The 26960-nt window shown below is 70.1% G+C and carries 21 protein-coding genes; 11 read left to right on the forward strand and 10 right to left on the reverse strand.

Going from position 1 to position 26960, the window contains the following annotated elements; translation table 11 throughout:
- Positions 1-191 precede the first annotated feature (191 nt).
- From ACSVDD_RS12130 to ACSVDD_RS12145, 4 genes are read left to right on the forward strand one after another with little or no spacing between them, the layout of a single operon-like run.
- Complete coding sequence (locus tag ACSVDD_RS12130; protein ID WP_448189610.1) at positions 192-1679, forward strand: FAD-linked oxidase C-terminal domain-containing protein; 1488 nt, start codon at positions 192-194, stop codon at positions 1677-1679.
- A gap of 9 nt (positions 1680-1688) precedes the next feature.
- Positions 1689-2888, forward strand: coding sequence for a glycolate oxidase subunit GlcE (glcE, locus tag ACSVDD_RS12135; protein ID WP_448189611.1), 1200 nt, complete (start codon positions 1689-1691; stop codon positions 2886-2888).
- Positions 2889-2893: 5 nt separating this feature from the next.
- Entirely contained in the window at positions 2894-4234 is a 1341-nt protein-coding gene (glcF, locus tag ACSVDD_RS12140; protein ID WP_448189612.1) for a glycolate oxidase subunit GlcF, read from the forward strand.
- A 3-nt stretch (positions 4235-4237) separates the two neighbouring features.
- Complete coding sequence (locus ACSVDD_RS12145) at positions 4238-4969, forward strand: CDP-alcohol phosphatidyltransferase family protein (RefSeq protein WP_448189613.1); 732 nt, start codon at positions 4238-4240, stop codon at positions 4967-4969.
- On the opposite strand, the gene ACSVDD_RS12150 is transcribed toward ACSVDD_RS12145, so the two are convergent.
- Complete coding sequence (locus ACSVDD_RS12150) at positions 4941-6740, reverse strand: acyl-CoA dehydrogenase (protein WP_448189614.1); 1800 nt, start codon at positions 6738-6740, stop codon at positions 4941-4943. The two genes, ACSVDD_RS12145 and ACSVDD_RS12150, sit on opposite strands and share 29 nt — an antisense overlap.
- 171 nt (positions 6741-6911) lie before the next feature.
- Here ACSVDD_RS12150 and cdd point away from each other — a divergent pair, with 171 nt between their 5' ends.
- Positions 6912-7778, forward strand: a complete 867-nt coding sequence (gene cdd / locus ACSVDD_RS12155) for a cytidine deaminase (RefSeq protein WP_448189615.1) — start codon at positions 6912-6914, stop codon at positions 7776-7778.
- 27 nt (positions 7779-7805) lie between these two features.
- Positions 7806-8774, forward strand: a complete 969-nt coding sequence (locus tag ACSVDD_RS12160) for a lysozyme family protein (RefSeq protein WP_448189616.1) — start codon at positions 7806-7808, stop codon at positions 8772-8774.
- Positions 8775-8795: 21 nt separating this feature from the next.
- Here ACSVDD_RS12160 and ACSVDD_RS12165 read toward each other — a convergent pair whose 3' ends face one another.
- Entirely contained in the window at positions 8796-9131 is a 336-nt protein-coding gene (locus ACSVDD_RS12165) for a GIY-YIG nuclease family protein (protein ID WP_448189617.1), read from the reverse strand.
- 114 nt (positions 9132-9245) lie between these two features.
- Here ACSVDD_RS12165 and ACSVDD_RS12170 point away from each other — a divergent pair, with 114 nt between their 5' ends.
- The gene (locus ACSVDD_RS12170; protein WP_448189618.1) at positions 9246-9833 is read left to right on the forward strand and encodes a DUF2239 family protein; all 588 of its coding nucleotides are present in this window, start codon (positions 9246-9248) and stop codon (positions 9831-9833) included.
- Here ACSVDD_RS12170 and ACSVDD_RS12175 read toward each other — a convergent pair.
- The 3 genes from ACSVDD_RS12175 to ACSVDD_RS12185 all read right to left on the reverse strand — a co-directional run bounded on the left by ACSVDD_RS12175 (position 9805) and on the right by ACSVDD_RS12185 (position 13620).
- Entirely contained in the window at positions 9805-11214 is a 1410-nt protein-coding gene (locus ACSVDD_RS12175; protein WP_448189619.1) for an FAD-binding oxidoreductase, read from the reverse strand. The genes ACSVDD_RS12170 and ACSVDD_RS12175 overlap by 29 nt on opposite strands.
- Before the next feature lie 75 nt (positions 11215-11289).
- Positions 11290-12552: a pentapeptide repeat-containing protein gene (locus tag ACSVDD_RS12180; protein WP_448189620.1), complete on the reverse strand. Its 1263-nt coding sequence runs from the start codon at positions 12550-12552 to the stop codon at positions 11290-11292.
- A gap of 96 nt (positions 12553-12648) precedes the next feature.
- The gene (locus ACSVDD_RS12185; protein WP_448189621.1) at positions 12649-13620 is read right to left on the reverse strand and encodes an L-threonylcarbamoyladenylate synthase; all 972 of its coding nucleotides are present in this window, start codon (positions 13618-13620) and stop codon (positions 12649-12651) included.
- Between the two features lie 112 nt (positions 13621-13732).
- Between ACSVDD_RS12185 and parA the strand changes: the two genes are divergently transcribed.
- The gene (gene parA / locus ACSVDD_RS12190) at positions 13733-14377 is read left to right on the forward strand and encodes a ParA family partition ATPase (protein ID WP_448189622.1); all 645 of its coding nucleotides are present in this window, start codon (positions 13733-13735) and stop codon (positions 14375-14377) included.
- A gap of 326 nt (positions 14378-14703) precedes the next feature.
- On the opposite strand, the gene ACSVDD_RS12195 is transcribed toward parA, so the two are convergent.
- From ACSVDD_RS12195 to ACSVDD_RS12205, 3 genes are all read right to left on the reverse strand, one after another.
- On the reverse strand, positions 14704-15543 hold the full coding sequence (locus tag ACSVDD_RS12195; protein WP_448189623.1) for a phytanoyl-CoA dioxygenase family protein: 840 nt from the start codon (positions 15541-15543) through the stop codon (positions 14704-14706).
- Between the two features lie 182 nt (positions 15544-15725).
- Complete coding sequence (bcp, locus tag ACSVDD_RS12200; RefSeq protein ID WP_448189624.1) at positions 15726-16190, reverse strand: thioredoxin-dependent thiol peroxidase; 465 nt, start codon at positions 16188-16190, stop codon at positions 15726-15728.
- A complete protein-coding gene (locus ACSVDD_RS12205) occupies positions 16187-19186 on the reverse strand; it encodes a bifunctional [glutamine synthetase] adenylyltransferase/[glutamine synthetase]-adenylyl-L-tyrosine phosphorylase (protein WP_448189625.1) in 3000 nt (999 codons plus the stop codon). The genes bcp and ACSVDD_RS12205 overlap by 4 nt, the downstream gene beginning before the upstream one ends.
- A gap of 207 nt (positions 19187-19393) precedes the next feature.
- On the opposite strand from ACSVDD_RS12205, the gene ACSVDD_RS12210 reads away from it, so the two are divergent.
- Entirely contained in the window at positions 19394-22984 is a 3591-nt protein-coding gene (locus ACSVDD_RS12210; RefSeq protein WP_448189626.1) for a YhdP family protein, read from the forward strand.
- Between the two features lie 51 nt (positions 22985-23035).
- On the opposite strand, the gene tyrS is transcribed toward ACSVDD_RS12210, so the two are convergent.
- On the reverse strand, positions 23036-24289 hold the full coding sequence (tyrS, locus tag ACSVDD_RS12215) for a tyrosine--tRNA ligase (protein ID WP_448189627.1): 1254 nt from the start codon (positions 24287-24289) through the stop codon (positions 23036-23038).
- A gap of 113 nt (positions 24290-24402) precedes the next feature.
- On the opposite strand from tyrS, the gene ACSVDD_RS12220 reads away from it, so the two are divergent.
- Together ACSVDD_RS12220 and ACSVDD_RS12225 are read left to right on the forward strand one after the other, a co-directional pair.
- Positions 24403-25467 carry an anhydro-N-acetylmuramic acid kinase gene (locus ACSVDD_RS12220; RefSeq protein ID WP_448189628.1) on the forward strand — a complete coding sequence of 355 codons (1065 nt, stop codon included), beginning with the start codon at positions 24403-24405 and terminating at the stop codon, positions 25465-25467.
- An 89-nt stretch (positions 25468-25556) separates the two neighbouring features.
- Complete coding sequence (locus ACSVDD_RS12225) at positions 25557-26105, forward strand: carbonic anhydrase (RefSeq protein ID WP_448189629.1); 549 nt, start codon at positions 25557-25559, stop codon at positions 26103-26105.
- Positions 26106-26156: 51 nt separating this feature from the next.
- Here ACSVDD_RS12225 and ACSVDD_RS12230 read toward each other — a convergent pair whose 3' ends face one another.
- Complete coding sequence (locus tag ACSVDD_RS12230; RefSeq protein WP_448189630.1) at positions 26157-26819, reverse strand: alpha/beta hydrolase; 663 nt, start codon at positions 26817-26819, stop codon at positions 26157-26159.
- Positions 26820-26960: the final 141 nt, after the last annotated feature.

Raw genomic sequence — 26960 nt, forward strand, 5'->3', positions numbered from 1 at the left:
ACCGGTCGCCGGCCGGCGACAACCGGCCGCGACACAGCAGAGCGTGTTTGGGCCGCGCCGTTCATTCGGCGCGGCTTTGCGTTTTGCCGCATCCCCTCTTGCCGAGCCGCTTTTGCCGGTGTTACCCCTTGCTGAAACGCCCTGGGCCGCAAAGCTCTGATAAGGCGAACGCAAAGGGGAGGGATGCCGGCATGAAGATGCCCACGCCGGACGCGGGAATCGTGTCCCGTCGCCGCGAGATCGTCGAGCGCCTGCGCGCCATCGTCCCAGGCGAAGGCGTCATCGTCGATGAGGAGGAGCTGCGCGCCTACGAGTGCGACGGCCTCACCGCCTACCGCCAGCCGCCGCTCGTCGTCGTCCTCCCCAGCACCACCGCCCAGGTCTCGCGAGTCCTCGCGGCCTGCAAGGAGATGGGCGTCAAGATCGTGCCGCGCGGCGCCGGCACTTCGCTGTCCGGTGGTGCCTTGCCGCTGGCGGACGGTGTCCTGCTCGGCATGGGCAAGTTCAACCGCATCCTGGACATCGACTACGACAACCGCTGCGTCACGGTGCAGCCCGGCGTGACCAACCTCGGCATCTCCAACGCGGTGGCGCACAAGGGCTTCTATTACGCGCCCGACCCGTCCAGCCAGATCGCCTGCACCATCGGCGGCAACATCGCCGAGAACTCCGGCGGCGTGCACTGCCTCAAATACGGGCTGACCACCAACAACGTCCTGGGCGTCGAGATGGTGCTGATGGACGGCTCCATCGTCCGCCTTGGCGGCAAGCATCTGGAGGCCGGCGGCTACGACCTGATGGGCATCGTCACCGGCTCGGAAGGCTTGCTGGGCGTGGTCACCGAGGTGACCGTGCGCATTCTCAAGCGCCCGGCCACCGCGCGCGCCGTGCTGCTGGGCTTCCCCACCAACGAGCAGGCCGGCGACTGCGTCGCCGCGATCATCGCCGCCGGCATCATCCCCGGCGGCATGGAGATGATGGACAAGCCGGCCATCCACGCGGCCGAGGACTTTGTCCACGCCAACTACCCCCTCGACGTCGAAGCGCTGCTGATCGTCGAGCTGGACGGCCCGGCGGCCGAGGTGGACCACCTCATCGGCCTCGTGGAAGGCATCGCCAAGGACAAGGGCGCGGTCTACGCCCGCATCTCCAACAGCGAGGAGGAGCGGCTGGTGTTCTGGGCCGGCCGCAAGGCGGCCTTCCCGGCGGTGGGCCGCATCAGCCCCGACTATTACTGCATGGACGGCACGATCCCGCGCAAGATGCTGCCGCGGGTGCTCCAGCGCATGCGCGAGCTGTCGGAAAAGCACGGGCTGCGAGTCGCCAACGTCTTCCACGCCGGTGACGGCAACCTGCACCCGCTGATCCTCTACGACGCCAACAACCCCGGCGAACTGGAGCGCGCCGAGGAGTTCGGCAACGACATCCTGCGCCTGTGCGTCGATGTCGGCGGCGTGCTGACCGGCGAGCACGGCGTCGGTGTGGAGAAGCGCGACCTGATGACCCACCAGTTCAACGACGCCGACCTCAAGCAGCAGCAGCGCGTGAAGTGCGCCTTCGACCCGGACGGCCTGCTGAACCCCGGCAAGGTGTTCCCCGAACTGCATCGCTGCGCCGAGCTGGGCCGCATGCACATTTCCAGCGGCAAGCTGCCGTTCCCCGACATTCCGCGATTCTGAGGGGCGTTCATGGCGATCACCACGTTCAAGCCGGACACCGCCCAGCAACTCGCCGACACGGTGCAGTGGGCGCTGTCCAACGCCGAACCCATGGAGGTGCTGGGCACCGCCAGCAAGCGCGCCCTGGGCCGCCCGGTGCAGGCCGGCTACGCGCTCGACCTCTCCGCGATCACGGGCGTGGTGGCGTACGAGCCGGACGAGCTGGTGCTGACCGTCAAGGCCGGTACCCCCCTGGCCGAAGTCCTGCCCATGCTGGCCGAACGGCGTCAGCACTTCGCCTTCGAGCCGCAGGACCTTGGGCCGCTGTACGGCCTGCCCCCCGGCGGCGGCACGGTGGGCGGCATGCTGGCGGCCGGACTGACCGGCCCCAGGCGCATCCAGGCCGGTTCGGCGCGCGACCATTTCCTCGGCATCGAGGGCGTGTCGGGGCGCGGCGAGGTCTACAAGGGCGGCGGCAAGGTGGTGAAGAACGTCACCGGCTACGACATGCCCAAGCTGATGGCCGGTTCCATGGGCACGCTGACGGCGATGACCGAGGTGACGCTGAAGGTGCTCCCGGCGCCGGAGGACGTGCGCACGCTGATCCTCGCCGGCCGCGACGACGCGCAGGCGGTGCGTGCGCTGACCCTGGCGATGCAGAGCCCGCACGAGGTATCGGGCGCCGCGCACCTGCCGGCCTCCGTGGCGGCGCGGTCGGGTGTGGTGGCGGGGGTGGGGGCGTCGGTGACGGCGATTCGCCTGGAGGGCTTCGGCCCGTCCGTGGCGGCGCGCGTCGCCGCGCTGAAGGACGAACTGGGCGCCGACGCCGTGCTGGAGCGCGACGGCTCGCTGGCGCTGTGGCGGGAAATCCGCGACGTGGCGTACTTTGCCCAGCCGGCCGACCGCCTCATCTGGAAACTCTCCGTCCCCCCCTCCGGGGGCCCGCGCGTCGCCGCCGCGATCCGCGCGCTGACTGAGGCGGACATCTATTTCGACTGGGCCGGCGGCCTTTTGTGGGTTGCCGCAGAACCCACCGACACCGACATACGCGAGTCGCTGGACGGCATCGGCGGCCACGCCACGCTGATCCGCGCCCCGGACGATGTGCGCGCCTCCGTGCCCGTCTACCACCCGCAACCCGAGCCCCTGGCCGCGCTGGCCGCGCGCGTCAAGGAGAGCTTCGACCCCAAACGCCTGTTGAACCCCGGCCGACTCTACGCGGGGGTGTGAGCGTCATGCAGACCAACTTCACCATCGCCCAACTCGCCCAGACCGAAATCCAGGAGGCCGAGCGCATCCTGCGCAAGTGCGTGCACTGCGGCTTCTGCACGGCGACGTGCCCGACCTACATCACGCTGGGCGACGAGCTGGACAGCCCGCGCGGCCGCATCTACCAGATGAAGGACATGTTCGAGAAGGGCGGGGCGCCCTCGCCCAAGGTGGTCAAGCACATCGACCGCTGCCTCTCCTGCTTGTCCTGCATGACCACCTGCCCCTCGGGCGTGGACTACATGCACCTCGTGGACCGCGGGCGCACGCACATCGAGCAGACCTACACCCGCCCGGCGTTCGACCGCGCCTTGCGCGCCGTGCTGGCGAAGGTGCTGCCGAACCCGCGGCTGTTCCGTCTGGCGCTGCTCGCCGCCTGGGTGGCGCGGCCGTTCCGCAATCTGGTGCCCGGCCGCCTCGGCGCCATGCTGCACCTCGCCCCCAAGTCCGTCCCCGGCCCCAGCCCGGTGGACGTGCCGCAGGTGCACCCCGCCCAGGGGCCGCGCCGCAAGCGCGTCGCGCTGCTGGTCGGCTGCGCCCAGCAGGTGCTCGCACCGGAGATCAACGAGGCGACCGTCCGTCTGCTGACCCGCCGCGGCGTTGAGGTGGTGATCGCCAAGGGTGCCGACTGCTGCGGCGCGCTGACCCATCACATGGGCAAGACCGACCAGTCGCACGCGACCGCCGCCAGGACCATCGCCGCTTGGGCGCAGGAGATCGACGGGGAGGGACTCGACGCCATCATCATCAACGCGTCCGGCTGCGGCACGACGGTGAAGGACTACGGCCATATGTTCGCCGAGGACGCGGCGGTCAGGACCGACGCCATGCGCGTGGCGGCGCTGGCCCGCGACATCACCGAGTTCCTGACGGAGATCGGGCTGGGCGAACCCGTGCACCGCACCGGCCAAGTGATCGCCTACCACTCCGCGTGCTCCATGCAGCACGGCCAGCGCATCAAGGACCCGCCGCGCGCCCTGCTGCGCGCCGCCGGCTTCGAGGTGCGCGAGATCCCCGAGGGGCACATCTGCTGCGGCTCGGCCGGCACCTACAACATGCTCCAGCCCGAGCTGTCGGAAGCGCTGCGCGACCGCAAGGTGCGCAACATCGAGAGCATCGGGCCCGACGCCATCGCCGCCGGCAATCTCGGCTGCATCACCCAGATCGCCACCGGCACCGGCATCCCGATCCTGCACAGTGTGGAACTGCTGGACTGGGCGACCGGTGGCCCGCTGCCCCGCGCGCTGGAGGAGAGCGAAGCCTTCGCCGGCTGGCCCACCGCCGCGCACACGCGGGCGGCGGAGTAGGGGGTGTCCGGCGTCCAGCGCATCGGGCGCCAACTCACCGCCTGGGCGGTGCATGGCTTCACCGCCAGCGGCGTGGTGCTCGGTCTGGGCGCGTTGCTCTCGGCCGGGCAGGGGGAGCCGGCGTTGTGCTTCGCCTTCCTCGGGGTGGCGCTGGTGGTGGATGGCGTCGACGGCACCTTCGCGCGCCGCGCCCGTGTCCGCGAGGTGCTGCCGGGCATCGACGGCGCGGTGCTCGATCTGGTGGTCGACTACCTCACCTATGTACTGGTGCCGGCGGTCTTCGTGATCTTCTACGACCTGCTGCCGCGCGGCCTCGGAACGCCGGGGGCGGCGTGGATGCTGGTGACCGCGCTGTACTGCTTCGCCAACACCGGCATGAAGAGCGCCGATCACTATTTCGTTGGCTTCCCGGCGATCTGGAACGTGGTGGTGTTGTGCCTGTGGCTGCTCGGCCTCGACCCGTGGATCAACGCCGCGGTGGTGCTGGCGCTGGGGGTGCTGACCTTCACCAAGGTGACGTTCCTGCACCCGTTGCGGGTGCGGGCAATGCTGCCGCTGAACGTCCTCGTCACCACGGCGTGGCTGGCATCCGCCGCGTGGCTGGTGGCCGAGCACCCCGCCCGCCCGGCGCTGCCCTTCGCCGTGTGGCTGGGGGCGAGCGCCTGGTACGTCGCGGTGTGCGCGTGGCGGACGATGCGCGGAGGGCCTAGAACTGATCCTCGCTCAGCGCCATGACGGTGCGCTGGGCGGTCAGGATCGGCACCAGCAGGCCCTGCGCGGAGGGCAGGATCTGCTCGGCGTAGAAGCGCGCGGTGACCAGCTTGGCCTCCAGGAACGGCGCGTTCCCGCCGGGCTGGCGCAAGCCCTCCATGGCCTTGGCCGCCGCCTTCGCCATCATCCAGCCGCCGGCCACCGTGCCCCACAGGCGCAGGTAGTTCGCCGCACCGGCCGCGGCTGCGCGGGCGTTGCCCTCCTGCTGGGTGCGCACCATCCAGCCGGTCGCCTGATCGAGCGCCGCCAGCGCCGTCGCCAGATTGGCGCGGATCGCCGCCATGTCGTCGCCGGGCGCGCTCTCCAGCTCGGTCAGGGTGGCGCGGATCTCCTCCATGAACGCCTGCGCCGCGGCCCCGCCGTCGCGGCCGATCTTGCGGAAGGCGAGATCGTTGGCCTGGATGCCGTTGGTGCCCTCGTAGATCGGCAGGATGCGGGCGTCGCGGTAATGCTGGGCCGCCCCGGTCTCCTCGATGAAGCCCATGCCGCCGTGCACCTGCACGCCGGTGGAGGCGACCTCGCAGCCGATGTCGGTGGACCACGCCTTGACGATGGGCGTTACCAGATCGAGGCGCGCCTGCGCGCCCCGGCGGACCTCGTCATCGGCGTGCCCGCGGGCAAGGTCGATCTGCGTGCCGGCGTACAGCGCCAGCGCACGCGCCGCCTCGGTCTTGGCGCGCATCTCCAGCAGCATGCGGCGCACATCCGGGTGATGGATGATCGACACCGCCGAGCCCTTCGGATCGGCGAGATCCTTGCTCTGCACGCGGCTCTTGGCGTAGTCGCGGGCCTGCTGGTAGGCGCGCTCGGCCACCGCGATGCCCTGGATGCCGACACCCAGGCGGGCGTTGTTCATCATGGTGAACATGTATTCGAGGCCACGGTTCTCCTCGCCCACCACATAGCCGACGGCGCCCTCGTGGTCGCCGAAGGCCATCACCGCGGTCGGGCTGGCCTTGATGCCCAGCTTGTGCTCCAGGCTGGCGCAGCGGGCGTCGTTGCGGTCGCCCAGGCTGCCGTCCTCCTTGACGAGGAACTTCGGCACGATGAACAGCGAGATGCCCTTCACCCCGGCCGGCGCGTCCGGCAGGCGCGCCAGCACGAGGTGGATGATGTTCTCGGCCACATCGTGTTCGCCGTAGGTGATGAAGATCTTCTGCCCGGTGATCCGGTACGTGCCGTCACCCGCCCGCACCGCCTTGGTCCGCACCGCGGCGAGGTCGGAGCCGGCCTGCGGTTCGGTCAGGTTCATGCTGCCGGTCCATTCGCCGGTCACCATCTTGGGCAGATAGAGCGCCTTCTGCTTGGCGCTGCCGTGCTCGGTCAGCAGATCCACGGCACCCTGGGTCAGCAGCGGGCACAGGCCGAAGGACAGGTTGGCCGACTGCCACATCTCCTGCGCGGCGAACTGCACGGTCCACGGCATGCCCTGGCCGCCGAATTCCGGCTCGAAGGGCAGGCTGCCCCAGCCGGCCTCGACGAACTGGGCGTAGGCTTCCTTCCAGCCGGTGGGCGTGCGCACCACGCCGTTCTCCAGCACCGAGCTTTCGCGGTCGCCCACGACGTTGAGTGGCGCCAGCACGCCCGCGGCGAACTTGCCGCCCTCCTCCAGGATGGCGTCGACCAGATCGGGCGTGGCGGACTCGTGGGCGGGCAGCGCGGCCACGCGGTCGAAGCCGACCACCTCGTTGAGCAGGAAGCGGAAATCGGCGACAGGGGCGGTGTAGAGGCTCATGGGGCGTGCGGTCCTCCCGAGACCGGTGTGTGTGTCGTTGGTTGTGTGTTGTTGGTTGTTCTGGCCGGGCAGGATACCGCGCCGTATGCTTCTTGGCGATACGCCCTAGGCGCAAGGCCGCATGCGGCGAACGCACGCCTGTCCGACAACCATTCCGCAAGAGGCGATGCCATGCACCCGACACCCGCGGCCCTGGACCCGGCGCTGGCCGGCTTGCCGGCGGATGTGGCCGACGCGCTGCGGGGGCTCATCGCCTCGGGAGAGTTCCGCGGAGCCATCGCGGATGCGGAACGGCTTTCCGGGCCGGCGGCGTTGCTGCCGCTGGCCGCGCTGTACGCCCGGCCGCCGATCTCCGGTTTCCGGGTCGGCGCGGTGGCGCTCGGCCTGTCGGGCGCGCTGTACCTCGGCGCCAACATCGAATTCCCCGGCCAGGCCTTGAGCTGTTCGGTCCACGCCGAGCAGGCCGCCGTCGCCAACGCCTGGGCGAACGGTGAACGCGGCCTGTCCGCCCTGGCGGTCTCCGCCGCGCCCTGCGGGTACTGCCGCCAGTTCCTGAACGAGCTGGCGAACCCGCCCGGCATCCTCCTGCCCAACCGGCCCGCCGTGCCGCTCGCCGCGCTCCTGCCGGACGCCTTCGGCCCGCGCGACCTCGGCGTGGCCGGCGGCCTGATGGAGCCGGCGGACCATGGGCTGGTCATCCCCGACGCCGACCCGCTGGTGCAGGCGGCGCTGGCCGCCGCCAACGCCAGCTACGCCCCCTACACCGGCGCCCACGCCGGGGTGGCGTTGCGCACCGCCGATGGCGCGGTGTTCCAGGGCCGTTATGCCGAGAACGCCGCCTTCAACCCCGGCATGGCGCCGCTCCAGGCCGCCGTGGCGCAATTCGTCCTCAGCGGCCGGCGCATCGAAGAGGTGACCGCCGCGGCGCTGGTCGAGCATCCGGCCAAGTCAAGCCACGCCGACGCCACCCGCACGCTGCTGGCGTCCTTCAGCGGCGCGCCGCTCACCGTGGCTCTGGCACACCCATTGCAAAGCTAGTGGCGAACCCCAGCAGGGATTGCCGCCATGACCTTCGCATCCGCTCTCGCCAACACCGCCCAAACGGCCGCCCAGAACGTCAAGACGACGCGTGGGCCCGCCGATGTGGAAGCCGCGGTGCGCAACGCCAGCGCCAAGACCGGGGTCAATTTTGCCTACCTGATGGAAAAAGCTTCCGTGGAGAGCGGGTTCCGCACGGACGTGAAGTCCTCCTCCTCCAGCGCCACCGGGCTTTACCAGTTCCTCGACTCCACGTGGCTGACCACGCTGAAGGAGCACGGCGGCGACCATGGCCTGGGCAAGTACGCCGACGCCATCCAGACCCGCCCGGACGGCCGCCCCTACGTGGCCGACCCGGAGATGCGGAACAAGATCCTCGACCTGCGCAAGGACCCGAACACCTCGGCGCTGATGGCGGCGGAGTTCACCAAGGACAACCAGGATTACCTGGAAGAGAACGTCAAGGGCGGCAAGATCGGCTCGACCGAGCTGTACATGGCGCACTTCCTGGGCGCCGGCGGGGCGACCAAGTTCCTCAACGCGATGCAGGAGAGCCCGAACCGTCAGGCCAAGGACCTGTTCCCCGAGGCCGCCGCCGCCAACAAGGCGGTGTTCATCGACAAGGAGACCGGCCGCGGCAAGACGCTGAAGGAGATCTACGACCGGTTCTCCGCGAAGTTCAACGAGATCGGCGGGGCGCCCGCCACGGCGGCGACCGACCGCGTGCGCCGGCAGGACATGCCCGACGGCTTCACCACGCAGATGCCGAGCTTCTCGTCGCGCGGCCTCGGCACCAACCCGCTGTCGATGTACCAGATCCTGGCGCTGAACGCCCTGGAGACCCCGGACGAGGCGGACACCAACACGATGCGCCCCGGTGGCCGCAAGGCGGTGCCCAAGTCCGACCACCACCGCATGCGCGACCAGCCCGTGCGCTCCGACCAGACCCCGGAGACGGGGGTGGGGCTGGGCTTGGCAAGCATGCGGGCGGCCTGAACGGGTCAAATCACCGGCACGTCAAATCACCGGCGCGTTCAGCGCTTCGCCCCAGTGCGCGGCTCGGGCCTTGAGCGCGGCGGTACGGGCGTAGGCGATCTCTTCGTCCTCCAGCCGCTCCAGCACTTCGAAGGTGACGCCGTCCGCGCCATGCGCGTCCCAGGCGGCCTGCAGGGCGCGGCAGGGGCAACCCTTGAGCCGCAGTTGAAACCACAGGCGGTTCTGGATCGTGCTCAAATCCGGCGCCGCGCCGACCCAAACCGCATCGGCCGCCGCACACCGCACCGCGTAGATGCCGGCGGACACCGCCCGCTCCTTGTAGGCGGCCAGAGCCGCCTTCCTGTCGTCACCTTTCATAACCACTCCCCTTGGGTCGTCGCGTGTGGGGTGGGAGAATTATACCCGGACGATATTGTGTTCAATGATTTTATCCGGGTATAAAGCGGAGTGACACTCCAGCGAGAGGCCATCATGACCGAAGAACCATCCTGCACCGCTTTCCTGGGGGAGACCCGGCTGGCGTCTGGCGTGCCGTGGGAGGTGGCGCTCGCCGCCAAGCGGGCCATCCTGGCCGGCGGCCCGTCCATCCTGATCTTCGACGACCGCACCGGCCGCCAGATCGATTTCGACCTGAGTGGGAGCGACGATGAGGTGGCGGCACGTCTGCGCCCCCCGGAGTCGGCAGGTGAGGCGGCACGGCCACGCGGCCGGCCAAAGCTCGGTGTCGTCGCGCGGGAGGTAACGCTTTTGCCGCGCCATTGGGAATGGCTGGCCGATCAGCCTGAGGGCGCCTCGGCGGCGATCCGCCGGCTGATCGACGCAGCGCGCGCCCAAGGTTCGGCCGCCGGCCGTGCGCGTCAGGCGCAATCGGCGGCGGACCGCTTCATGATGGCGATGCTGGGCAACCAGCCGGGGTGGGAGGACGCGTCGCGCGCCCTCTATGCCGGCGACGGCGCGCGTTTCCGGGACCTCACCGGACCGTGGCCCGCCGACCTGCGCGACCACGCGCGCCGGTTGGCGGAACCGGCGTTCAGGGCAGCAGCTTCCCCGGATTCATGATCCCCTGCGGATCGAGCGCCGCCTTGACCGCGCGCATCAGGTCCAGTTCCACCGGGCTCTTGATGTGCGGCATGTCGTCCTTCTTGAAGCGCCCGACCCCGTGCTCGGCCGAGATCGAGCCGTCCAGATCCAGCACGATCTCGTTCACCACGTGGGTGATCTCCTCCCAGCGGTCCATGTAGGCCGCGGTGTCGGCGCCCTCCGGCTGGCTGAGGTTGAAGTGGATGTTGCCGTCGCCGACATGGCCGAACGGCGTCGTCCGAATCCCCGCACAGGCCGCCTCGACCGCCGCGGTGGCGCGCTCCAGGAACTCGGCGACGCGGCTCACCGGGATCGACACGTCGTTCTTGATCGAGCCGCCCTCGAACTTCTGCGCCTCGACGATGGCCTCGCGGATGAACCACAGCTGGTTGGCCTGGCTTTCGCTCGACGCCAGCACCGCGTCCGTCGCGTGGCCCTCCTCGAACGCCTCGCCCAGCGCCGCTTCGAAGTTCTCGCGGAAGGCGTCGCTCTGGGTGCCGGCGGTCAGCTCGGTCAGCACGTACCAGGGCGACGGCTCCGACAGCGGGTCCACGGTGCCGGCGACGTGCTTCATCGCGAACTCCAGGCAGCGCCGCGACATCAGCTCGAACGCCGCCACCGCGTCGCCGGACGCCCCGCGCAGCCGCGCCAGCAGCGCGATGGCCGAGGCCGGATCTGGCACGGCGATGAAGGCCGTCTCGACCTGCCGCGGGCGCGGGTAGAGCTTCACCACCGCCGCGGTGATGATGCCCAGCGTGCCCTCGCCGCCGATGAACAGGTGCTTGAGGTCATAGCCGGTGTTGTTCTTGCGCAGCCGGCGCAGGCCGTTCCATATCAGTCCGTCCGGCAGCACCACCTCCAGCCCCAGCACGAGGTCGCGCATGTTGCCATAGCGCAGCACGTTCATGCCGCCGGCGTTGGTGGAGATCAGGCCGCCGATCTGGCAGGTGCCTTCCGCGCCCAGGCTCATGGGCAGCAGGCGGTCCTGGTCCTTGGCGGCCTCCTGCGCGGTCTTCAGCACGACGCCGGCCTCGGCGGTCATGGTGTAGTTCAGCGGGTCGAGGTCACGGATGCGGTTCATCCGCGACAGGCTCAGCACGATCTCCTGCCCCGCCTCGTAGGGGATGGAGCCGCCGACGAGCGAGGTGTTGCCGCCCTGCGGCACGATGGGCTGCCCCGCCTCGGCGCACGCCTTGACCACGGCGGCCACTTCCTCGGTGTTCGCCGGGCGCACCACCGCCGGGCTGTTGCCCTTGAAGCGTCCGCGCCACTCGGCGAGGTACGGCGCCATGTCCGCCGGTTCGGTGATCAGGCCGTTGGGGCCGACGATGGAACGGATGCGGTCGAGAAGGGCGGTCATGGTCTGCGTCCGGGCTGGATCGATGTGCGGAAGCCGCAAACTAGCGTCTCCCGCCCGGGTTTTCCAGAACGAGCGCTAATCGAGCAGCGCCCCGTCGAGAAGGGCGCCGGTCAGGTTGCAGTCCGTCCGGTCGGCGCCTTGCAGCCGGGCCTCGCGCAGGTCGGCGCTGCGGAAGTCCGCGCCGGTCAGCGTCGCGCCGCGCAAATCGGCCGGCCAGCGGCGTCCGGTCGTCCGTCCCGCGGCGTCCAGCAAATCCATCGGCCCGAGGTTCACCGCCGTGCAGCGCGCGTCGGTCAGGTCGGCGGACGACAGGTTCGCCCCCGGCATGTTGGCACGATCCAGATCGGCGCCGCGCATCCGCGAGCCGGACAGGTCGGCCAGCGGCAGCACGCTTTGCCGAAAGCTGGCCTTCGCCAGCTCGCAATTCCTCAAGACCGCGCCGCGCAGATCGCAGGCCTCGAAGCTCAGCCCCTCCAGCGCTTCGCCGTCGAGCATCAGGCGGTCGCCGTCCGCCCCGTTGCTGTTGATCCACAGCACGTGCCGGCCAAGCATCGCCTCGATGCGCTCGGGCAGGCGGTTGCCGCGGCTGCGGGTGATGGCGCCGTCGAGCTGCGCCCCCTGGAAGTCGGCGTCGGACAGCGGGACGTTGCGCATCTCGGCGTCGCGGAGGTCGGCATGGCGGAACACCGCCTGCGCCACCTGGGCGTTGTCGAGGATGGCGCCCTTCAGCTTGGCGTCGGTGAAGTCCGCGCCGGAGACGTCGGCGCCCGCGAGGTTGGCGCTGAACAGCTTGGCTTCGCGGAAGTTGCCGCAGCGGAGGTTGGCGCCGGACAGATTGACCTGGGACAGGTCGGCGCCTTCGAAATCGGCGTTCGACAGGTCGGCACCGGCGAGCGACACCGGCCGGTCGCGGGTCCGGCGCTCGGCGCCCAGCCAGAAGACAAGTTGGCCGGGGCGCAGGTCGGCGCCGCGCAGCACGGCATCCGTCAGCTTGGCGCCCATCAGGTTGGCCCCGCGCAGGTCGGCGCGGCGCAGGCTGGCACGCCTCAGGTCGGCGCCGGCCATGTTGGAGCCGAACAGGTCGGCCAAGTCGAGGACGATGCCGCCCATCCGCGCCGCGCTGAGATCGGCGCCGACCAGAATGGCGCGCGGCAGCGTCAGGTTGCTGAGATCGCGGGCGGTCAGCGACACGCCCTTGAAGGCAAACAGCCGGCCGTTCGGCCGCCCCTCCAGAAACGCCTTGTGGGCCGCCGTGGCGTGCAGCAGCTCGCTCCCCGACAGCGTGGGCGTTTCCTGGGTCCCTTCCGGCAGGGAATGGTCGATGGTGTTCGGCAGCATCGGGGGTAAAGGCGGACGGCAACGTTCAGGCTTGGCGAAACTGGATGGTATCGACTGGCTACCGTAATGGGAAGAACGGTGGTGCCGGCGGTGCGATTATCCTCGCGGCGCTGCCGCCCGGCGCAGGCGGTCGTTGATGGCGACGCCCAACCCCTCGTCGGGGATCGGCATCACGGCGATGCCGCGCACGCCAGGTTTGTCCAGCGCCCGCAAATGGTGGAAGAGGTTGGCCGCCGCCTCGTTGAGGTCGCCGTCCAGCGACAGGTTCAGCTTCTCGATGCCGCCGCGCACGAAGCGGTCGGGGCCGAAGCTCAGCAGCGCCTCGTCGTCGGCCGCGCCCTGCGCGTCCAGGCGCACCGCGGCGGCGGGGGCGTAGTGGCTCTCCAACTGGCCGGGCGATTTCGGCGCGTCCGGGTTGCCGGTGGACACCTCGATCGCGCCGATCAGCCGCTCGATCTCCTCGCGCAGCACGGCGCCGGGGCGCAGCAGCACCGGGGTTTCCGTCGAGAGGTCGAGCACCGTCGACTCCAGCCCGACCGGGCAGCGCCCGCCGGCCAGCACCGCGGCGATGCGCTCGCCCAGGCTCTCGACCACGTGCATCGGCGTGGTCGGGCTGACGGCGCCGGAACGGTTGGCGCTGGGGGCGGCGATGGGCCGGCCGGCGGCCCTCAGCAGCGCTTGCCCCACGGGGTGGTTGGGTGCGCGCACCGCCACCGTGTCGAGCCCGGCCGACACCAGCAGCGACAGCCCGGCCTCCGGCCGGCGCGGCAGCACCAGGGTCAGCGGCCCCGGCCAGAACTGCTCGGCCAGCGCCTGGGCGCGGTCGTCGAAGACGGCGCACTGTTCGGCGGCGGCGGCGTCCGGCACATGGACGATCAGCGGGTTGAAGTGCGGCCGGCCCTTGGCGGCGAAGATCGCCGCCACCGCGCGGTCGTTGGTGGCGTCGCCGCCCAGGCCGTACACCGTCTCGGTCGGGAAGGCGACCAGCTCACCGGCGCGCAGCAGCTCGCCGGCGCGGGCCAGCGCGGGGGCCTTGGGGGGAAGGACTTCGGGGCGTTTTTGGGTCACGGCTCGGCGTTTTAAGCGGGTCTGGCGGGGAAGTCAAAGCGTGCGGTTGCGCGGAGTCGTCCTGGGGGTTATGAGGAATACGCGCAATTCAGAACAAATGATGGGTGCGGGCATGGCGGGCAAGGTCTTCACCGTGGCGCAGCAGAAGGGCGGGGCCGGCAAGACCACGCTGGTGGCCCATCTGGCCATCGCCTGGATGCAGCTCGGCTACCGCGTCGCCACCGTCGACATCGACCCGCAGGGCAGCCTGACGCACTGGTTCGAGGTGCGCAACGAGGCCACCGGCGGCGAGCCCGGCTTCACCCACTCGCAGATCACCGGCTGGCGCACCCAGGCGGAGGTGGAGCGGCTGGCCCGCGACCACGACGTGGTGGTCATCGACAGCCCGCCGCACGCCCAGACCGAGGCGCGCATCGCCGTCCGCGCCGCCAGTCTGGTGATCGCCCCGGTGCAGCCCAGCCCGATGGATCTGTGGGCGGTGCAGCCGACCATCGACCTCGCCCGCCAGGAGAAGCGCCGGCTGTTCCTGGTGCTCAACCGCGTGCCGCCGCGCACCCGTCTGGCGGACGAGCTGATCGGCAAGGTGCGCGACCTCATCGACCGCCCCGACATCGATCTGGCCGAGGCGCAGATCGGCAACCGCACGGCCTACGCGGGCACGCTGCTGACCGGGCTGTCGGTGACCGAGGCCGCCCGCCGGACCCAGGCGGCGGCGGAGATGCAGACGCTGGCGACCGAGATCCTGCGGCACGGGTAAGCCACACCCCAACGGCGGGTTGCGTGCGGATTCGAACGGTGCGCTTGCTCTCGCCAGCAGTTTGGCATAGGATAAAAGTCTTCGTTGGCGAGGCGTGTCCGCACGCTGCCGAGCGGATGAGACGCCTGGCAAAAATGCGTCTCACAACGTCTCATCCGACACCGCCGAACGGATGCAACACTCACCGGGATCGCGTTTCATAGCGTTTCACAGCGTTTCATCCGCCGCCGCAAGGCTCGGCCAAGTCCTTGATGTTCAACAAAACCCATGGACCGCCGCCGAAGCCCCAATGCAACACGGCGTTTCATCTCGGACAGGCATTCGCTCTAACTGAACCAGATCTGCATCATCAGGCGTTCGCCCTCCATCGGCGGCATGGCGCGGTGGAAGCAGGAGGTGTCCTCGATGAAGCCGGTACCGGCCGGGCCTTCGATGATCATGGCGCGCTCGGCGCCGAAATGGGCGAAGACCTCGTCCTGCGGCACGTTGGCCGAGCCCACCAGGAAGCGCAGCGGCTTGCTGTGGTGCGAGCCGCGCACCAGCGCGTGCGCCCCGGTCCGCTCGGTCACGTCGCTCAGGTAGAAGCAGGCCGAGCAGAAGTTGAAGTCGTGCACGTCGAAGTGCCAGTCGATGGTTTGGCCGCGGCGGCGCCGCTCGTCCTCGTCCATCGCCGTGGCGAAGCTCCAGAACAGGCGCGGGATCAGCTTCGTCGGCCGGTAGCCGAGGCAGTCGGTGATCGCCTCCAGCAGCACCGGGTCGCCGCAGATGCGGCGCACGCCGGCGCACTGCCTGGGTTCCGGGATCAGGCCGAGGACGACCGGGGTGCCGTCGCTCAGCCGCCCATCGGTGACCTCGTCGTGGTGAAAGGGGCGCGGCAGGCCGCGGTCGTAGAGCGCGGCGGCGCGGGCGAAGGCGTTCAGCTCCTCGACCAGCGGCGCCGGCAGGTCGAAGCCGAAGGCCACGGAGTCGCGCTGCACGGTCCTGGCCGCTTCGCTCGCGTCGATTTTCGGGAACAGCGTGGGCGGAGACGCCGGAGGCAACGGTGGCTCGTCCCGGCGGCTCAGCCCTCGCATCAGGCTGTAGCCACGGCGCACGGTTCCGAAACGGCCGAGCGCATAATGAAACTCTCCGGCGGCGAGCCGCCGGGCAATGTTGGCGACGTTCATGGATGGCTCCTCGCCGTTACGCAAGGGTGAGCCGCAAGTGTTTCGAGCCGACTTTACAAAAATCATAGTCGGCCCGCTAAGCGTGCGTCGGACTTAGTCCTTCCTGCCGGAGGAATATCCCGGCGGGGACTCCGCGGGCCGCCTCCGCGCAGAAGGGCGATGTCCTGTCGGTGGAGCGAGCCTTACAGCGCCTTGACCGCCTCAAGCACCTGCTGGACGTGACCGGGCACCTTGACCTTGCGCCAGACTTTCTGCACCACGCCGTCCTTGTCGATCAGGAAGGTGGAGCGCTCCAGCCCCATGTACTTGCGGCCGTACATGCTCTTCTCGACCCACACGCCGTAGGCTTCGGCCACGCCGGTCTCCTTGTCGGAGGCCAGCGTGAAGGGCAGGGCGTACTTGGCCTTGAACTTGTCGTGGCTGGCGACGCCGTCCTTGGACACGCCGATCACCGTGGCGTCCACGCCCTGGAAGTCCGGCAGCTGGTCGCGGAAGCCGCAGGCCTGCGCCGTGCAGCCCGAGGTGTCGTCCTTCGGGTAGAAGTACAGCACCACCGGCTTGCCGCGCAGCGCCGACAGCGTGACGCTGCCGCCGCCGTCGGTCGGCATGGTGAAGTCGGGGGCGGGGGTTCCGGCATCGACGCTCATGGGATCTTCGCTTCCTCGTTCTGGGCGGGCGGGGGGAGGGTCGCCGCCGGCTCCTCCACCAGGGTGCGGAAGTGGGCGTGAGCCCGCGCGGCGACGGCACGGATTCTGGCGTCCAGCGCCGGGAAGTCAACCGGCGGCTCGGCGTTGGGGAAAGCGGTTCGCGCCAGACCGGCGAACAGTGTCTCCGACACCTGCTGCGGATCGACCACGCCGTCCGTCGTCAACCGCAGGAACCCCTGCACCCGCCGCCACAGCGTCAGCGCGTCCACCAGCTCCTTCGCCACGGCGGGCTCCAGCAGGCCGGCGCGCGCGGTGTTCTCCAGCGCCTCGGCGGTGCCGATGCTCAGCACCTCCGGGTGCGCCGCGGCGTGGCGGAGCTGGAGGTACTGCGCCACGAACTCGATGTCGATCAGGCCGCCGCGGGCGTACTTGACGTTCCACGGGTTGTCGGTGCCGAACTCCTTGTCGATCCGGCGGCGCATGTCGGCGACGTCCCACAGCAGCTTGTCCGGGTCGCGCGGCCGCACCAGCGCGGCGCGGATCGCCGCCCCGACCCGTTCGGCGAACGGGGTGCGTTCGCCCAGCACGCGGGCGCGGGTCAGGGCCATGTGCTCCCAGGTCCAGGCGTCCTGCTGCTGGTACTTGACGAAGCTGTCCAGCGAGGTCGCCAGCGGCCCGGCGTTGCCGCTCGGGCGCAGGCGCATGTCGACCTCGTAGAGGCGCCCGTCGCCCATCGGGGCGGTGATGGCGTTGGTCAGGCGCTGCGTCAGCTTGATGTAGTACTCGCCCGCCGCCAGCGGCTTGGCGCCATCGGACATCGTCACAGCGCCGGCCGCGTCGTACATGACGATCAGGTCGATGTCCGAGGTGAGCGTGAGCTGCCGGCTGCCCAGCTTGCCCATGGCGACGATCACCCAGTCCGACCCCGGCACCGTGCCGTGGCGCCGGGCGAACTCCTCCTCGACGCGCGCGGCGATGTCGGGCACCACGATGTCGGCGAGATCGGCCAGGAACGGTCCGCAGCGGTCGCCGTCGGTGATGTTGCGCAGCATGTGCACCCCGGCGCGGAAGCGCTGGTCGTTGGTCCAGCGCCGCGCCAGCACCAGGGAATCCTCGAAGTCGCGCGCGCCCGCGATGACGCGGGCGTACTCCGGCGCCAGAACGTCGCGGCCCGGCAGCGGGTCGAAGAAGTCGGGCGACAGCACGGCGTCCAGCAGCGAGGGGTTGCGCGACAGCACCTCGGCCATGTGCGGGGCGTTGCCCATGATCTCCGCCACCAGCCCGAGCAGCGCCGGGTTGGAATAGAACAGCGAGAACAGGCCGACGCCGGCCGGCAGCTTGCCCAGGAAGCCGTCGAAGTTCATCAGCGCGCCGTCCGGCTGCGGCGTCCTGGCGAGCGCCTGGAGCAGGCCCGGCACCAGTTCGGTCAGCAGTTCGCGTGCCCGGCCGGAGCGGGTGGCGCGGTAGCGCCCGCGGTGCCACGCCGCCACCACGGCGATGACCCGGCTGGGGTCCTCGTAGCCCATTTCCGTCAGTGTCTTCACGGTGCCGGGGTCGTCGTCGGTGCCAGTGAAGACCAGATTGCCGCCGGCACCGGAGGACAGCGACGGCGCCTCCTCGAACAGCTCGGCGTAGCGGTCCTCCACGTGGCCGAGCTGGGCCAGCAGGGTGCTGCGGAAGGCATCGGCGTCGTCGTAGCCGAGGAACGCGGCGAGGTGGGCCACCCCGTGGTCGTCGGCCGGCACCTGATGGGTCTGCCGGTCCTCGGTCATCTGGATGCGGTGCTCGACCTGGCGCAGGAAGCGGTAGGCCACCGCCAGCTCGTCCACGGTGGACTGCGGCACCCGGCCGACGTCGCACAGCGCCTGGATCGCCTTGATGGTGGGGGAGGGCCGCACGCGGGTGTCGCGCCCGCCGAAAATCAGCTGCTGGGTCTGCGCGAAGAACTCGATCTCGCGGATGCCGCCGCGGCCGACCTTGATGTCGTGGCCGTTGACGGTCACCTCGCGGTGGCCCTTGTGGGCGTTGATCTGCCGCTTGATCGAGTGGATGTCCTGGATCGCCGCGAAGTCCAAGTGGCGGCGCCAGACGAACGGCTCCAGGAACCGCACGAACGCGGCGCCCGCGTCCGCGTCGCCGGCCACCGGGCGGGCCTTGATCATGGCGGCGCGTTCCCAGTTCTGGCCGACGCTGCCGTAGTAAATTTCGGCCGCGGTGACGGAGACCGCCAGCGGCGTGGCGCCGGGGTCGGGACGCAGGCGCAGATCGGTGCGGAATACGTAGCCGTCCTTGGTCCGTTCATCCATAATGCGCACCAGATCGCGCGCCAGTCGGATGAAGGTCCGGGCGAGGTTGTCCGGCTGGGCCGTCTTCACGACGGCGTCGTCGTACAGCACGATCAAGTCTATATCGCTGGAATAGTTGAGCTCGCGCGCGCCCAGTTTCCCCATGCCCAGAACGATCAGGCCAGACCCAACCCACGGACGCTCCGGATCGGGCAGCGTCAGCGTGCCAGCCTCCGCCGCCTTGCGCAGCAGATGGTTGGCCGCGAGCCTGAGCGCTGTCTCGGCGGTGTCGCTGAGCGCCCCCGTCACCTGTTCCAGCGTCCACGCCTGCGTGATGTCGGCCAAGCCGATCAGCAGCGCGGCGCGGCGCTTGGCGATGCGCAGCCCGGTCATCAGCCGGTCCATGTCGCGCTCGGCCGCGAAGTCGCGCGTCAGGTTGGCCATCAGCGCGGTAAAGCTGGCGTCGAAGCCCTCCTCGACGGCGCTTCGGACGAAGGGCAGCTCGCGGGTCAGCGACTGGCCGAGGTACGGGCTGTTGCCGCACACCGCGTCGATCAGCGCCCCGCCCTGTGGATCGGCGGCGAACGCCTCGGCCCAGGCGGACAGTTCCGGCCCTCCGCGGGCCGCCTCCTCCCGCCAGCGCTCGCGGCCCAACTGGGCCTGCGCGGGGTCGAAGGGCTTCGGCAGCGGGGCGGAGAACGCGACGGGCATGGCGGGGGCTTGCTCACGGATTGTGCAGATTGGCAGACTGCGCATCTCGGCAGCCTTGGTCAACGGTGATTACCCCTCTCCCGGGACGGGAGAGGGAGGGGCCCGCTCGCAGAGCGGGAGGGTGAGGGCAAATCCAAGGATCCTTGCCGGCACCCTCACCCGGCCGGCTGCCGCCGGCCACCCTCTCCCGGGGCGGGAGAGGGGCTTATGATCCGCCGCACGGCAAAAATCCTCAGTTGGACGGTGAGCCTCGCCGTCGCGGCGGTGCTTGCCGCGGGCGGCGCGCTGGTCTGGCGGCTGGGGCAGGGGCCGGTCGCGCTCGACCCGCTGACGCCGTACATCGAACAGGCACTCGCCGGCGACGATGGCCGCGTGACGGTCTCCATCGGCTCGCTGGTGTTGAGCTGGACCAACGAGACCGAGACGGGCAGCAGCATCCTCGACCTGCGCGCCCAGCAGGTGCGCGCCTCCAGCGCCGAGGGCGCCCCCATCGCCGCGGTGCCGGAGATGGGCATCGGCCTGTCGCTGCGCGAACTGCTGCTCGGCCGGCTGGCGCCGACCCGGCTCGACCTCATCCGCCCGCAGCTCAGGGTGATCCGCCACAAGGATGGCCACCTCGGCTTCGACATCCGCGACGCCGAGGTGGCGCCGGAGCCTGAGTCCGGCTCCGAGGTGGCCAGCGGCGTCCTCGACACGCTGCGCCGGGCACCGGACCGCAAGCGCCCGCTCGGCCTGCTGCGGCGGCTCACCGTCGTCGGTGCCGACCTGCGCGTGGACAACCGGCAATTCGGCCTCGCGTGGCACGCCTCCCGCGCCGACATCGCGTTGCACCGGGGTGCCGAGGGCATCGAAGGCCGCGCGCGCCTGACGCTGGACCTCGGCGGCCGGCCCACGGCGGTGGAGGCCACCGGCGCCTACCGGACACAGGACGGCACGACGAGCGCCCTGGTGCGGGTGGACGGCCTGGACCTCGCCAGCCTCGCGCAGGTGGCGCCGGTGCTGGAGCCGTTGCGCGACGCCGAGGTGCCCGTGGGCGGCTCGCTGGCGGCGGTGCTCGACCCTGACTTCCGCCCGTCGCGGGTCCGCTTCGACCTCAATGCCGGCGTCGGCAGCCTGCGCCTGCCGGTGCGGCCGGAGCCCTACGCCGTGCGCTCGGCCCATGTCCGCGGCGAGCTGGACCTGAGCGCCAGGCGCCTGACCCTCGACGACCTCGCGCTGGCACTGGCCGAGGCGCAGGTGAGCGGCAACGGCACGCTGATGGACGAGCCGGACGGCCCCATCGGTGAGGCGAAGCTGACGCTGACGGCCGGCGGGCGCACCGCGGCGCTGCACGCCACCGCCACGCCGGGCCATGGCGGGCCGCGCGTGGTGGCCGACGTCAAGGGCCTGGAGCCGGCGGCGCTGGCCGGGCTGGCGCCCGATCTGGCGCCGTTCGCCGCGGTGACGCTGCCCATCGCCGGCTCGGTGGAGGTGGATCTGGACCGCCATTTCCGCCCGCGCAGCGGCCGGGTGGATCTCTCCGCCGGGGCCGGCACCGTCGATGTGCCGGGCATGTTCGAGGCGCCGCTGGCCCTGGCGTCGGTGGCGTTGCGGGCCTCCGGCGACCGCGACGCCGACCGGCTGGCGGTGGAGGCGCTGTCCGTCGATCTCGGCGGGCCGACGATTCAGGCGACGGCTCAGGCCGGGCTGCGCGGCGACGACCTGACCCTGAACGCCGAGGCGACGGCGCGCGGGGTGTCGCTTAGCGATCTGCACCTCTTCTGGCCGCTCAAGATGTCGCCCAACGCCCGCAATTGGGTGAGCAGCAATCTGACGAAGGGCATCGTCCACGAGGCGCGGGCGACCGTTGCCGGGACGGCGCCGCGCGATAACCCCGACGCCTTCACGCCGACCCTCGTCGATGTGGCGATGGAGGGGACGGACATGGACGTCGAATATTTCCGGCCGCTGCCGCCGGTAACCGGCGTCAGCCGCGTGCGCGCCACGGTCGATACCGGCAGAACCATGACGATCCACACCCAGGGCGGCCGGGTCGAGGATGCCAAGATGGGCGACGGCACCATCGTCATCCACGACCTTGGCGGGAAGGAGAAGATCGACATCGACCTCCCGATCCAGGGGCCGGTGCGCACCATCCTGACCGTGCTGAACAACCCGCCGCTGGAGTACCCGAAGCGTCTCGACATGGACCCGCGGCGCACCACCGGCATGGCCGACGCCAGGCTGCGCCTGCACTTCCCGCTGCTGGTCGACCTGAAGGTCGATCAGATCGAGGTGGGCGTCGGCGCCAAGCTGACCGGTGTCGGCATCGAGAAGGTGGCGGCCGGGCTGGACGCCACCGATGGCACCCTCGACCTCAATCTGGACGTCAAGGGCATGGCGGTGAAGGGCACCGCCAAACTGGACGGCGTTCCGGCCAGCGTGGACTGGCGGGAGAACTTCGTTTCCGACGCCAAGGGCCCGCGAACGCGGATCGCGCTGAAAGCGACGCCGAACGCCGCCGACTTCGCCCGCTTCATCCCCAACCCCGCCGGCTACGCCGGTGGGCCGGTGGGCACCGACATCCTGTTCACCGTGGACCAGCGCAAGCGCCTCGGCCTCAGCGGCACGCTGGACTTGGCCAAGACGACGCTGGCCATCCCCGAGCTGGGCTGGAGCAAGCCGCCGGGCACCGCCGCCACCGGCCGTTTCGCGCTGGAGTTCCAGAAGGACAAGGTCGCCAAGGTGACCGGCATCACGGTTGAAGGCGGCGGCCTCAAGGCGGCCGGCACCGTCGAGCTGGTGCCGGCGACGACCTCGCTGGCGCGCATCCTGGTCGGCGACCTGTCGGTCGGCAACACCCGTGCCCGCGGCGAGCTGGTGCCGCGCGACGGCGGCTATGCGGTGACGCTCACCGGCGACAGCCTGGACGTCGAGGCGTTCCTCAAAAAGACCCGCGGCAGCTCCGATGCGGCGGAGCCCAAGCGCACGCCGCTGGCGGTTAACGCCAAGCTGGGCCGCGTGGTGTTCGGCGAGGGGCGCCAGCTCACCCAGGTGGTCGCCGACATGCGCAACGACGGCACGGCGTGGAGCAAGCTGGACATCAAGGCGAAGGCCGGCGAGAAGGGCGCGCTGACGGTCACCTACGGGCCGCAGCCGGGCAAGCGCCACCAACTCGCCATCGTCGGCGAAGACGCCGGGACGGTGCTGCGCATGCTCGACGTCACCGACCGCGTCCAGGGCGGCCAGCTGAACATCACCGGCTTGACGACCGAGCCGCGGCCGGACGCGGTCATCGAGGGCCAGGTCGAGATGCTGGACTACACCCTCGTCAACGCGCCGACGCTGGCGCGCATCCTCAACGCCATCTCACCCAGCGGCTTCGCCGAACTGCTGGGCGGCGGTCCGGGCATCCATTTCGGCCGGCTGACCGGCAATTTCCGCAAGGAAGGCCGGCTGCTGACACTGAAGGAGCTGCGCACGTCGGGCAGCGCGCTCGGCCTGACGGCGGAGGGCGAGGTGGACATCGCGACCGACACGGCGAACCTGCGCGGCACCATCGTGCCGGTCTACGGTATCAACCGTATCATCGGCCAGATCCCGCTGCTGGGCGACGCGCTGAGCGGCGGGGCGGGGCAGGGCATCTTCGCCGCGACGTGGCACGTGCAGGGGCCGTTCGCCGACCCGAACGTGTCGGTCAACCCGCTGGCCGTGCTGGCCCCCGGCTTCCTGCGCAACCTGTTCTTCATGGGGCGGGGAATGACGGACGGGAAGACCGATGGCCAAGCCACGCCGCCGGATTACCAGCACAGGAATTGAGCAAGCATCCAATCCCTCCCCCGGCTCTGCCGGAGGAGGGTCTTCAGGCATTCACACCGCGCGAACCAGCGCGTGCTTCTTCCTGCCGAACGACAGCTTGATCGCGCCCTCGGCGTTGAGATCCGCCGCGGTCGCCTTGGCGGCCTCGTCGGTTACCGTGGCGTCGTTGATCTTGAGCGCCGCTTCCTTGATCTTGCGCTTGGTCTCGCCCTTCGACGCCGTCAGGCCGGCGGTGACGAACAGGTCGAGCAGCGGCAGACCGGCCTCAAGCTCGGCGCGCGGCACCTCGATGGTCGGCAGGCCCTCGGCCGCGGCGCCCTGCTCGAAGGTGCGGCGCGCGGTCTCGGCGGCCTCCTCGGCGGCGGCGCGGCCATGCGCCAGCGCGGTCACCTCGGTCGCCAGAACCTTCTTGGCCTCGTTGATGCCGGCACCCTCCAGCGATTCGAGCCGCGCCACCTCGTCCAGCGGCAGTTCGGTGAACAGACGCAGGAAGCGGCCGACGTCGGCGTCCTCGGTGTTGCGCCAGTACTGCCAGAACTCGTAGGCGCTGAACTTGTCGGCGTTGAGCCACACCGCCCCCGCCGCCGTCTTGCCCATTTTGGCGCCCGACGCGGTGGTCAAGAGCGGCGTGGTCAGGCCGAACACCTCCTTGCCATCCACCCGGCGGGTCAGCTCGACGCCGTTGACGATGTTGCCCCACTGGTCGGAGCCGCCCATCTGCAACACGCAGCCGAGCCGCCGCGACAGCTCCATGAAGTCGTAGGCCTGGAGGATCATGTAGTTGAATTCCAGGAACGTCAGCGGCTGCTCGCGCTCCAGGCGCACCTTGACGGACTCGAAGCTCAGCATCCGGTTGATGGTGAAGTGCCGGCCGATGTCGCGGAGGAACGGGATGTAGTGAAGCTTGTCCAGCCAGTCGGCGTTGTTCACCATCACCGCATCGGTGGGACCGTCGCCGAACGTCAGGTACTTGGCGAAGACCTGTTTGATGCCGTCCATGTTGCGGCCGATGATCTCCTCGGTGAGGAGCTGGCGGCTCTCGTCCTTGCCCGAGGGGTCGCCGATCTTGGTGGTGCCGCCACCCATCAGCACGATCGGCTTGTGCCCGGTGCGCTGGAGCCAGCGCAGCATCATGATCGGCAACAGGCTGCCGACGTGCAGGCTGTCGGCCGTGCAGTCGAAGCCGATGTAGGCGACGACCGGCCCGGCCACGGCCTTGTTGTCCAGGGCCTCCATGTCGGTGCACTGGTGGATGAAGCCGCGCTCCTGCAAGGTGCGCAGGAAATCCGATTTCAGCGTGGTCATGGCCGGTCTTCGTCTGACAGAGGGGAGGGCCGCGTCTGTTAGCACGGAACGCCGGTGCGGACAATTCCGGCGGCAGGGACTATGCTCCCCCGGTCCTTGCAGGGAGAGGTTGCATGCACACGGTCATCGGCCTGATGAGCGGCACGTCCATGGACGGCATCGACGCCGCGCTGGTGCGCACCGACGGCGTGAACCGGGTGGAGCCGCTGGCCTTCCTCTCGACCCCCTACGACGACGCTTTCCGTGACCGGCTGCGCGCTTGCCTGGGTGGCAAGGGCGACGTGGCCGACGTCGAGCACGACCTGACCGAGGCGCACGCCGCCGCGGTGCTGCGCCTCCTGGCCGAGGCCGGGGTGCCGGCCGCCGCGGTGGACCTGATCGGCTTCCACGGCCACACCATCCTGCACGCCCCCGAGGAGCGCCGGACCTGGCAGATCGGCAACGGCGCGCTGCTGGCGCAACGCACGGGCATCGCCGTGGTGGACGATTTCCGCACCGCCGACGTGGCGTCGGGCGGGCAGGGTGCTCCCCTGGCGCCGCTGTACCACCGGGCACTGGCGTCTGGCCTGCCGAAGCCGCTGGCGGTGCTGAACCTCGGCGGCGTCGGCAACGTCACCTGGATCGGCTCCGGTGAAGCGGACGTGATCGCCTGCGACACCGGCCCGGCCAACGCGCTGGTGGACGACTGGGTGCTGGCGAAGACCGGGGCGCGCTATGACGAGGGCGGCCGCCTTGCCCGCACAGGCCGGGTGCACGCGCTGGAGCTGACCGAATTGCTGGACAACCCCTATTTCGACCGCCCGGCGCCCAAGTCGCTGGACCGCGACGCCTTCAACCCCGCCCCGGTGCGCGACCTGTCGCCCGAGGACGGGGCGGCGACGCTGACCGCCTTCACCGCCTTTTCGGTGGAGCGCGTGCTGCCGCACCTGCCGGCACCGCCCTTGCGCTGGCTGGTGACCGGTGGCGGGCGGCACAACGCGACGCTGATGGAGATGCTGGCCGACCGCCTGCGCGCCCCGGTCGAACCGGTGGAGAGCGTTGGCTGGGACGGCGACGCGCTGGAGGCGCAGGCGTTTGCGTACTTGGCGGTGCGTTCCCGCCTCGGCCTGCCGCTCAGCCTGCCGACGACGACCGGCGTGCCGGCCCCGGTGACCGGCGGGCGGTACCACGCGGCGTGACATCACTGCGGAACGCGCGAAAGTATTAATGCTCACGGAGGGTGCTGGCGTATCGTGGCGGTTCCATAACCGCTATCCGCGAAGACGCCATGCACAATGATGAACACGGTTGCTCTTGCCGCCGCCCAACCACCGGTGATCGTCGCTCGTTCCTGAAGCTCGCCGCGTTGGGCGGCGGCGCCATGTTGCTCAGCGCCACGCCGTTGCGCCACGCAGCCGCCGCCGGCAACGTCGAGGCGCTGCTGCTGTCTTGCATGGACTACCGGCTGGTGGACGACATCGTTCGCTACATGGACGGCCGCGGCATGACCAACAATTACGACCACGTGGTGCTGGCCGGCGCCAGCCTGGGCGCCATCACCGACAAGGAGCCGGCCTGGGGCGAGACCTTCTGGAAGCACGTCGAGGTCGCCAAGGCACTGCACCACGTCAAGAAGGTGATCGTGTTGGATCACCGCGATTGCGGCGCCTACAAGGTTTTCCTCGGCCAGGATCTGAAGGACGATCCCCCCAAGGAGACCGCCGTGCACGGCGAGGTGCTTGGCAGGCTCGGTGCGAAGATCCGGGAAAAGCACCCCGATCTTGAGGTCGAACTGCTGCTGATGGCCCTGGACGGCACGGTCCAGAAGATCGCCTGAGGGGTCGGGTTGTTCGGCGGGCCTGGGCCGTCGGCTCGGGTCCGCCCGTCCTTACCCCGCCGCCGCGGTCAGCGGGTTGCCCAGCGCGCGGTCGAGGTAGTCGTCCACCTGCACGGCGAGGTCGTCGGTGCGGTTCACGAAGAAGTGATTGGCGCCGGGCACCACGCGGTGGTCGATGCGGATGTCCTTCTGGTGCGACAGCTTGGTCACCAGCTTGGTCACCGCGACCAGCGGCACGTGCTCGTCCTTCTCGCCGTTGATGATCAGGCCCGACGACGGGCACGGCGCTAGGAACGAGAAGTCGAACAGGTTGGCCGGCGGCGACACCGTGACGAAGCCGTCGATCTCCGGCCGACGCATCAGAAGCTGCATGCCGATCCACGAGCCGAACGACACCCCGGCGATCCAGCACAGCGAAGCGTTGGGGTTGTAGGTCTGCAACCAGTCGAGCGCCGCCGCGGCGTCCGCCAGTTCGCCCTCGCCCTTGTCGTAGGTTCCCTGGCTGCGCCCGACGCCGCGGAAATTGAAGCGCAAGGCCGAATAGCCGCGCTTGGTGAACGCCTGATACAGCGTGAACACCACCTTGTTGTTCATCGTCCCGCCATGCTGCGGGTGCGGATGAAGCAAAAGGGCGACCGGCGCGTTCGGCGCCTTGCCGTGGGTGTAGCGACCTTCCAATCGTCCGGCCGGACCGTTGATGATCACTTCAGGCATTGGGGCGACGATCCTGGCGCGAACTCGGAATGGTACGAACGACCGCAGGGGTTGGTCCCGGCGGCGCTGGACAAGCTAATGTGGACTCGCGCGGCACGCCACGTTTTTCGCCAACACAATTCTTGACCGTTTTGCTTGGTC

It is taken from the genome of Azospirillum terrae, assembly GCF_053470425.1.

Excerpts from the sequence above, each read along its gene's own strand:
- ACSVDD_RS12130 (WP_448189610.1), top strand. The coding sequence starts at position 192 with ATGAAGATGCCCACGCCGGACGCGGGAATCGTGTCCCGTCGCCGCGAG.
- glcE (WP_448189611.1), top strand. The coding sequence starts at position 1,689 with ATGGCGATCACCACGTTCAAGCCGGACACCGCCCAGCAACTCGCCGAC.
- glcF (WP_448189612.1), top strand. The coding sequence starts at position 2,894 with ATGCAGACCAACTTCACCATCGCCCAACTCGCCCAGACCGAAATCCAG.
- ACSVDD_RS12150 (WP_448189614.1), bottom strand. The coding sequence starts at position 6,740 with ATGAGCCTCTACACCGCCCCTGTCGCCGATTTCCGCTTCCTGCTCAAC.
- cdd (WP_448189615.1), top strand. The coding sequence starts at position 6,912 with ATGCACCCGACACCCGCGGCCCTGGACCCGGCGCTGGCCGGCTTGCCG.
- ACSVDD_RS12160 (WP_448189616.1), top strand. The coding sequence starts at position 7,806 with ATGACCTTCGCATCCGCTCTCGCCAACACCGCCCAAACGGCCGCCCAG.
- ACSVDD_RS12165 (WP_448189617.1), bottom strand. The coding sequence starts at position 9,131 with ATGAAAGGTGACGACAGGAAGGCGGCTCTGGCCGCCTACAAGGAGCGG.
- ACSVDD_RS12170 (WP_448189618.1), top strand. The coding sequence starts at position 9,246 with ATGACCGAAGAACCATCCTGCACCGCTTTCCTGGGGGAGACCCGGCTG.
- ACSVDD_RS12175 (WP_448189619.1), bottom strand. The coding sequence starts at position 11,214 with ATGACCGCCCTTCTCGACCGCATCCGTTCCATCGTCGGCCCCAACGGC.
- ACSVDD_RS12180 (WP_448189620.1), bottom strand. The coding sequence starts at position 12,552 with ATGCTGCCGAACACCATCGACCATTCCCTGCCGGAAGGGACCCAGGAA.
- parA (WP_448189622.1), top strand. The coding sequence starts at position 13,733 with ATGGCGGGCAAGGTCTTCACCGTGGCGCAGCAGAAGGGCGGGGCCGGC.
- ACSVDD_RS12195 (WP_448189623.1), bottom strand. The coding sequence starts at position 15,543 with ATGAACGTCGCCAACATTGCCCGGCGGCTCGCCGCCGGAGAGTTTCAT.
- bcp (WP_448189624.1), bottom strand. The coding sequence starts at position 16,190 with ATGAGCGTCGATGCCGGAACCCCCGCCCCCGACTTCACCATGCCGACC.
- ACSVDD_RS12205 (WP_448189625.1), bottom strand. The coding sequence starts at position 19,186 with ATGCCCGTCGCGTTCTCCGCCCCGCTGCCGAAGCCCTTCGACCCCGCG.
- ACSVDD_RS12210 (WP_448189626.1), top strand. The coding sequence starts at position 19,394 with ATGATCCGCCGCACGGCAAAAATCCTCAGTTGGACGGTGAGCCTCGCC.
- tyrS (WP_448189627.1), bottom strand. The coding sequence starts at position 24,289 with ATGACCACGCTGAAATCGGATTTCCTGCGCACCTTGCAGGAGCGCGGC.
- ACSVDD_RS12220 (WP_448189628.1), top strand. The coding sequence starts at position 24,403 with ATGCACACGGTCATCGGCCTGATGAGCGGCACGTCCATGGACGGCATC.
- ACSVDD_RS12225 (WP_448189629.1), top strand. The coding sequence starts at position 25,557 with ATGCACAATGATGAACACGGTTGCTCTTGCCGCCGCCCAACCACCGGT.
- ACSVDD_RS12230 (WP_448189630.1), bottom strand. The coding sequence starts at position 26,819 with ATGCCTGAAGTGATCATCAACGGTCCGGCCGGACGATTGGAAGGTCGC.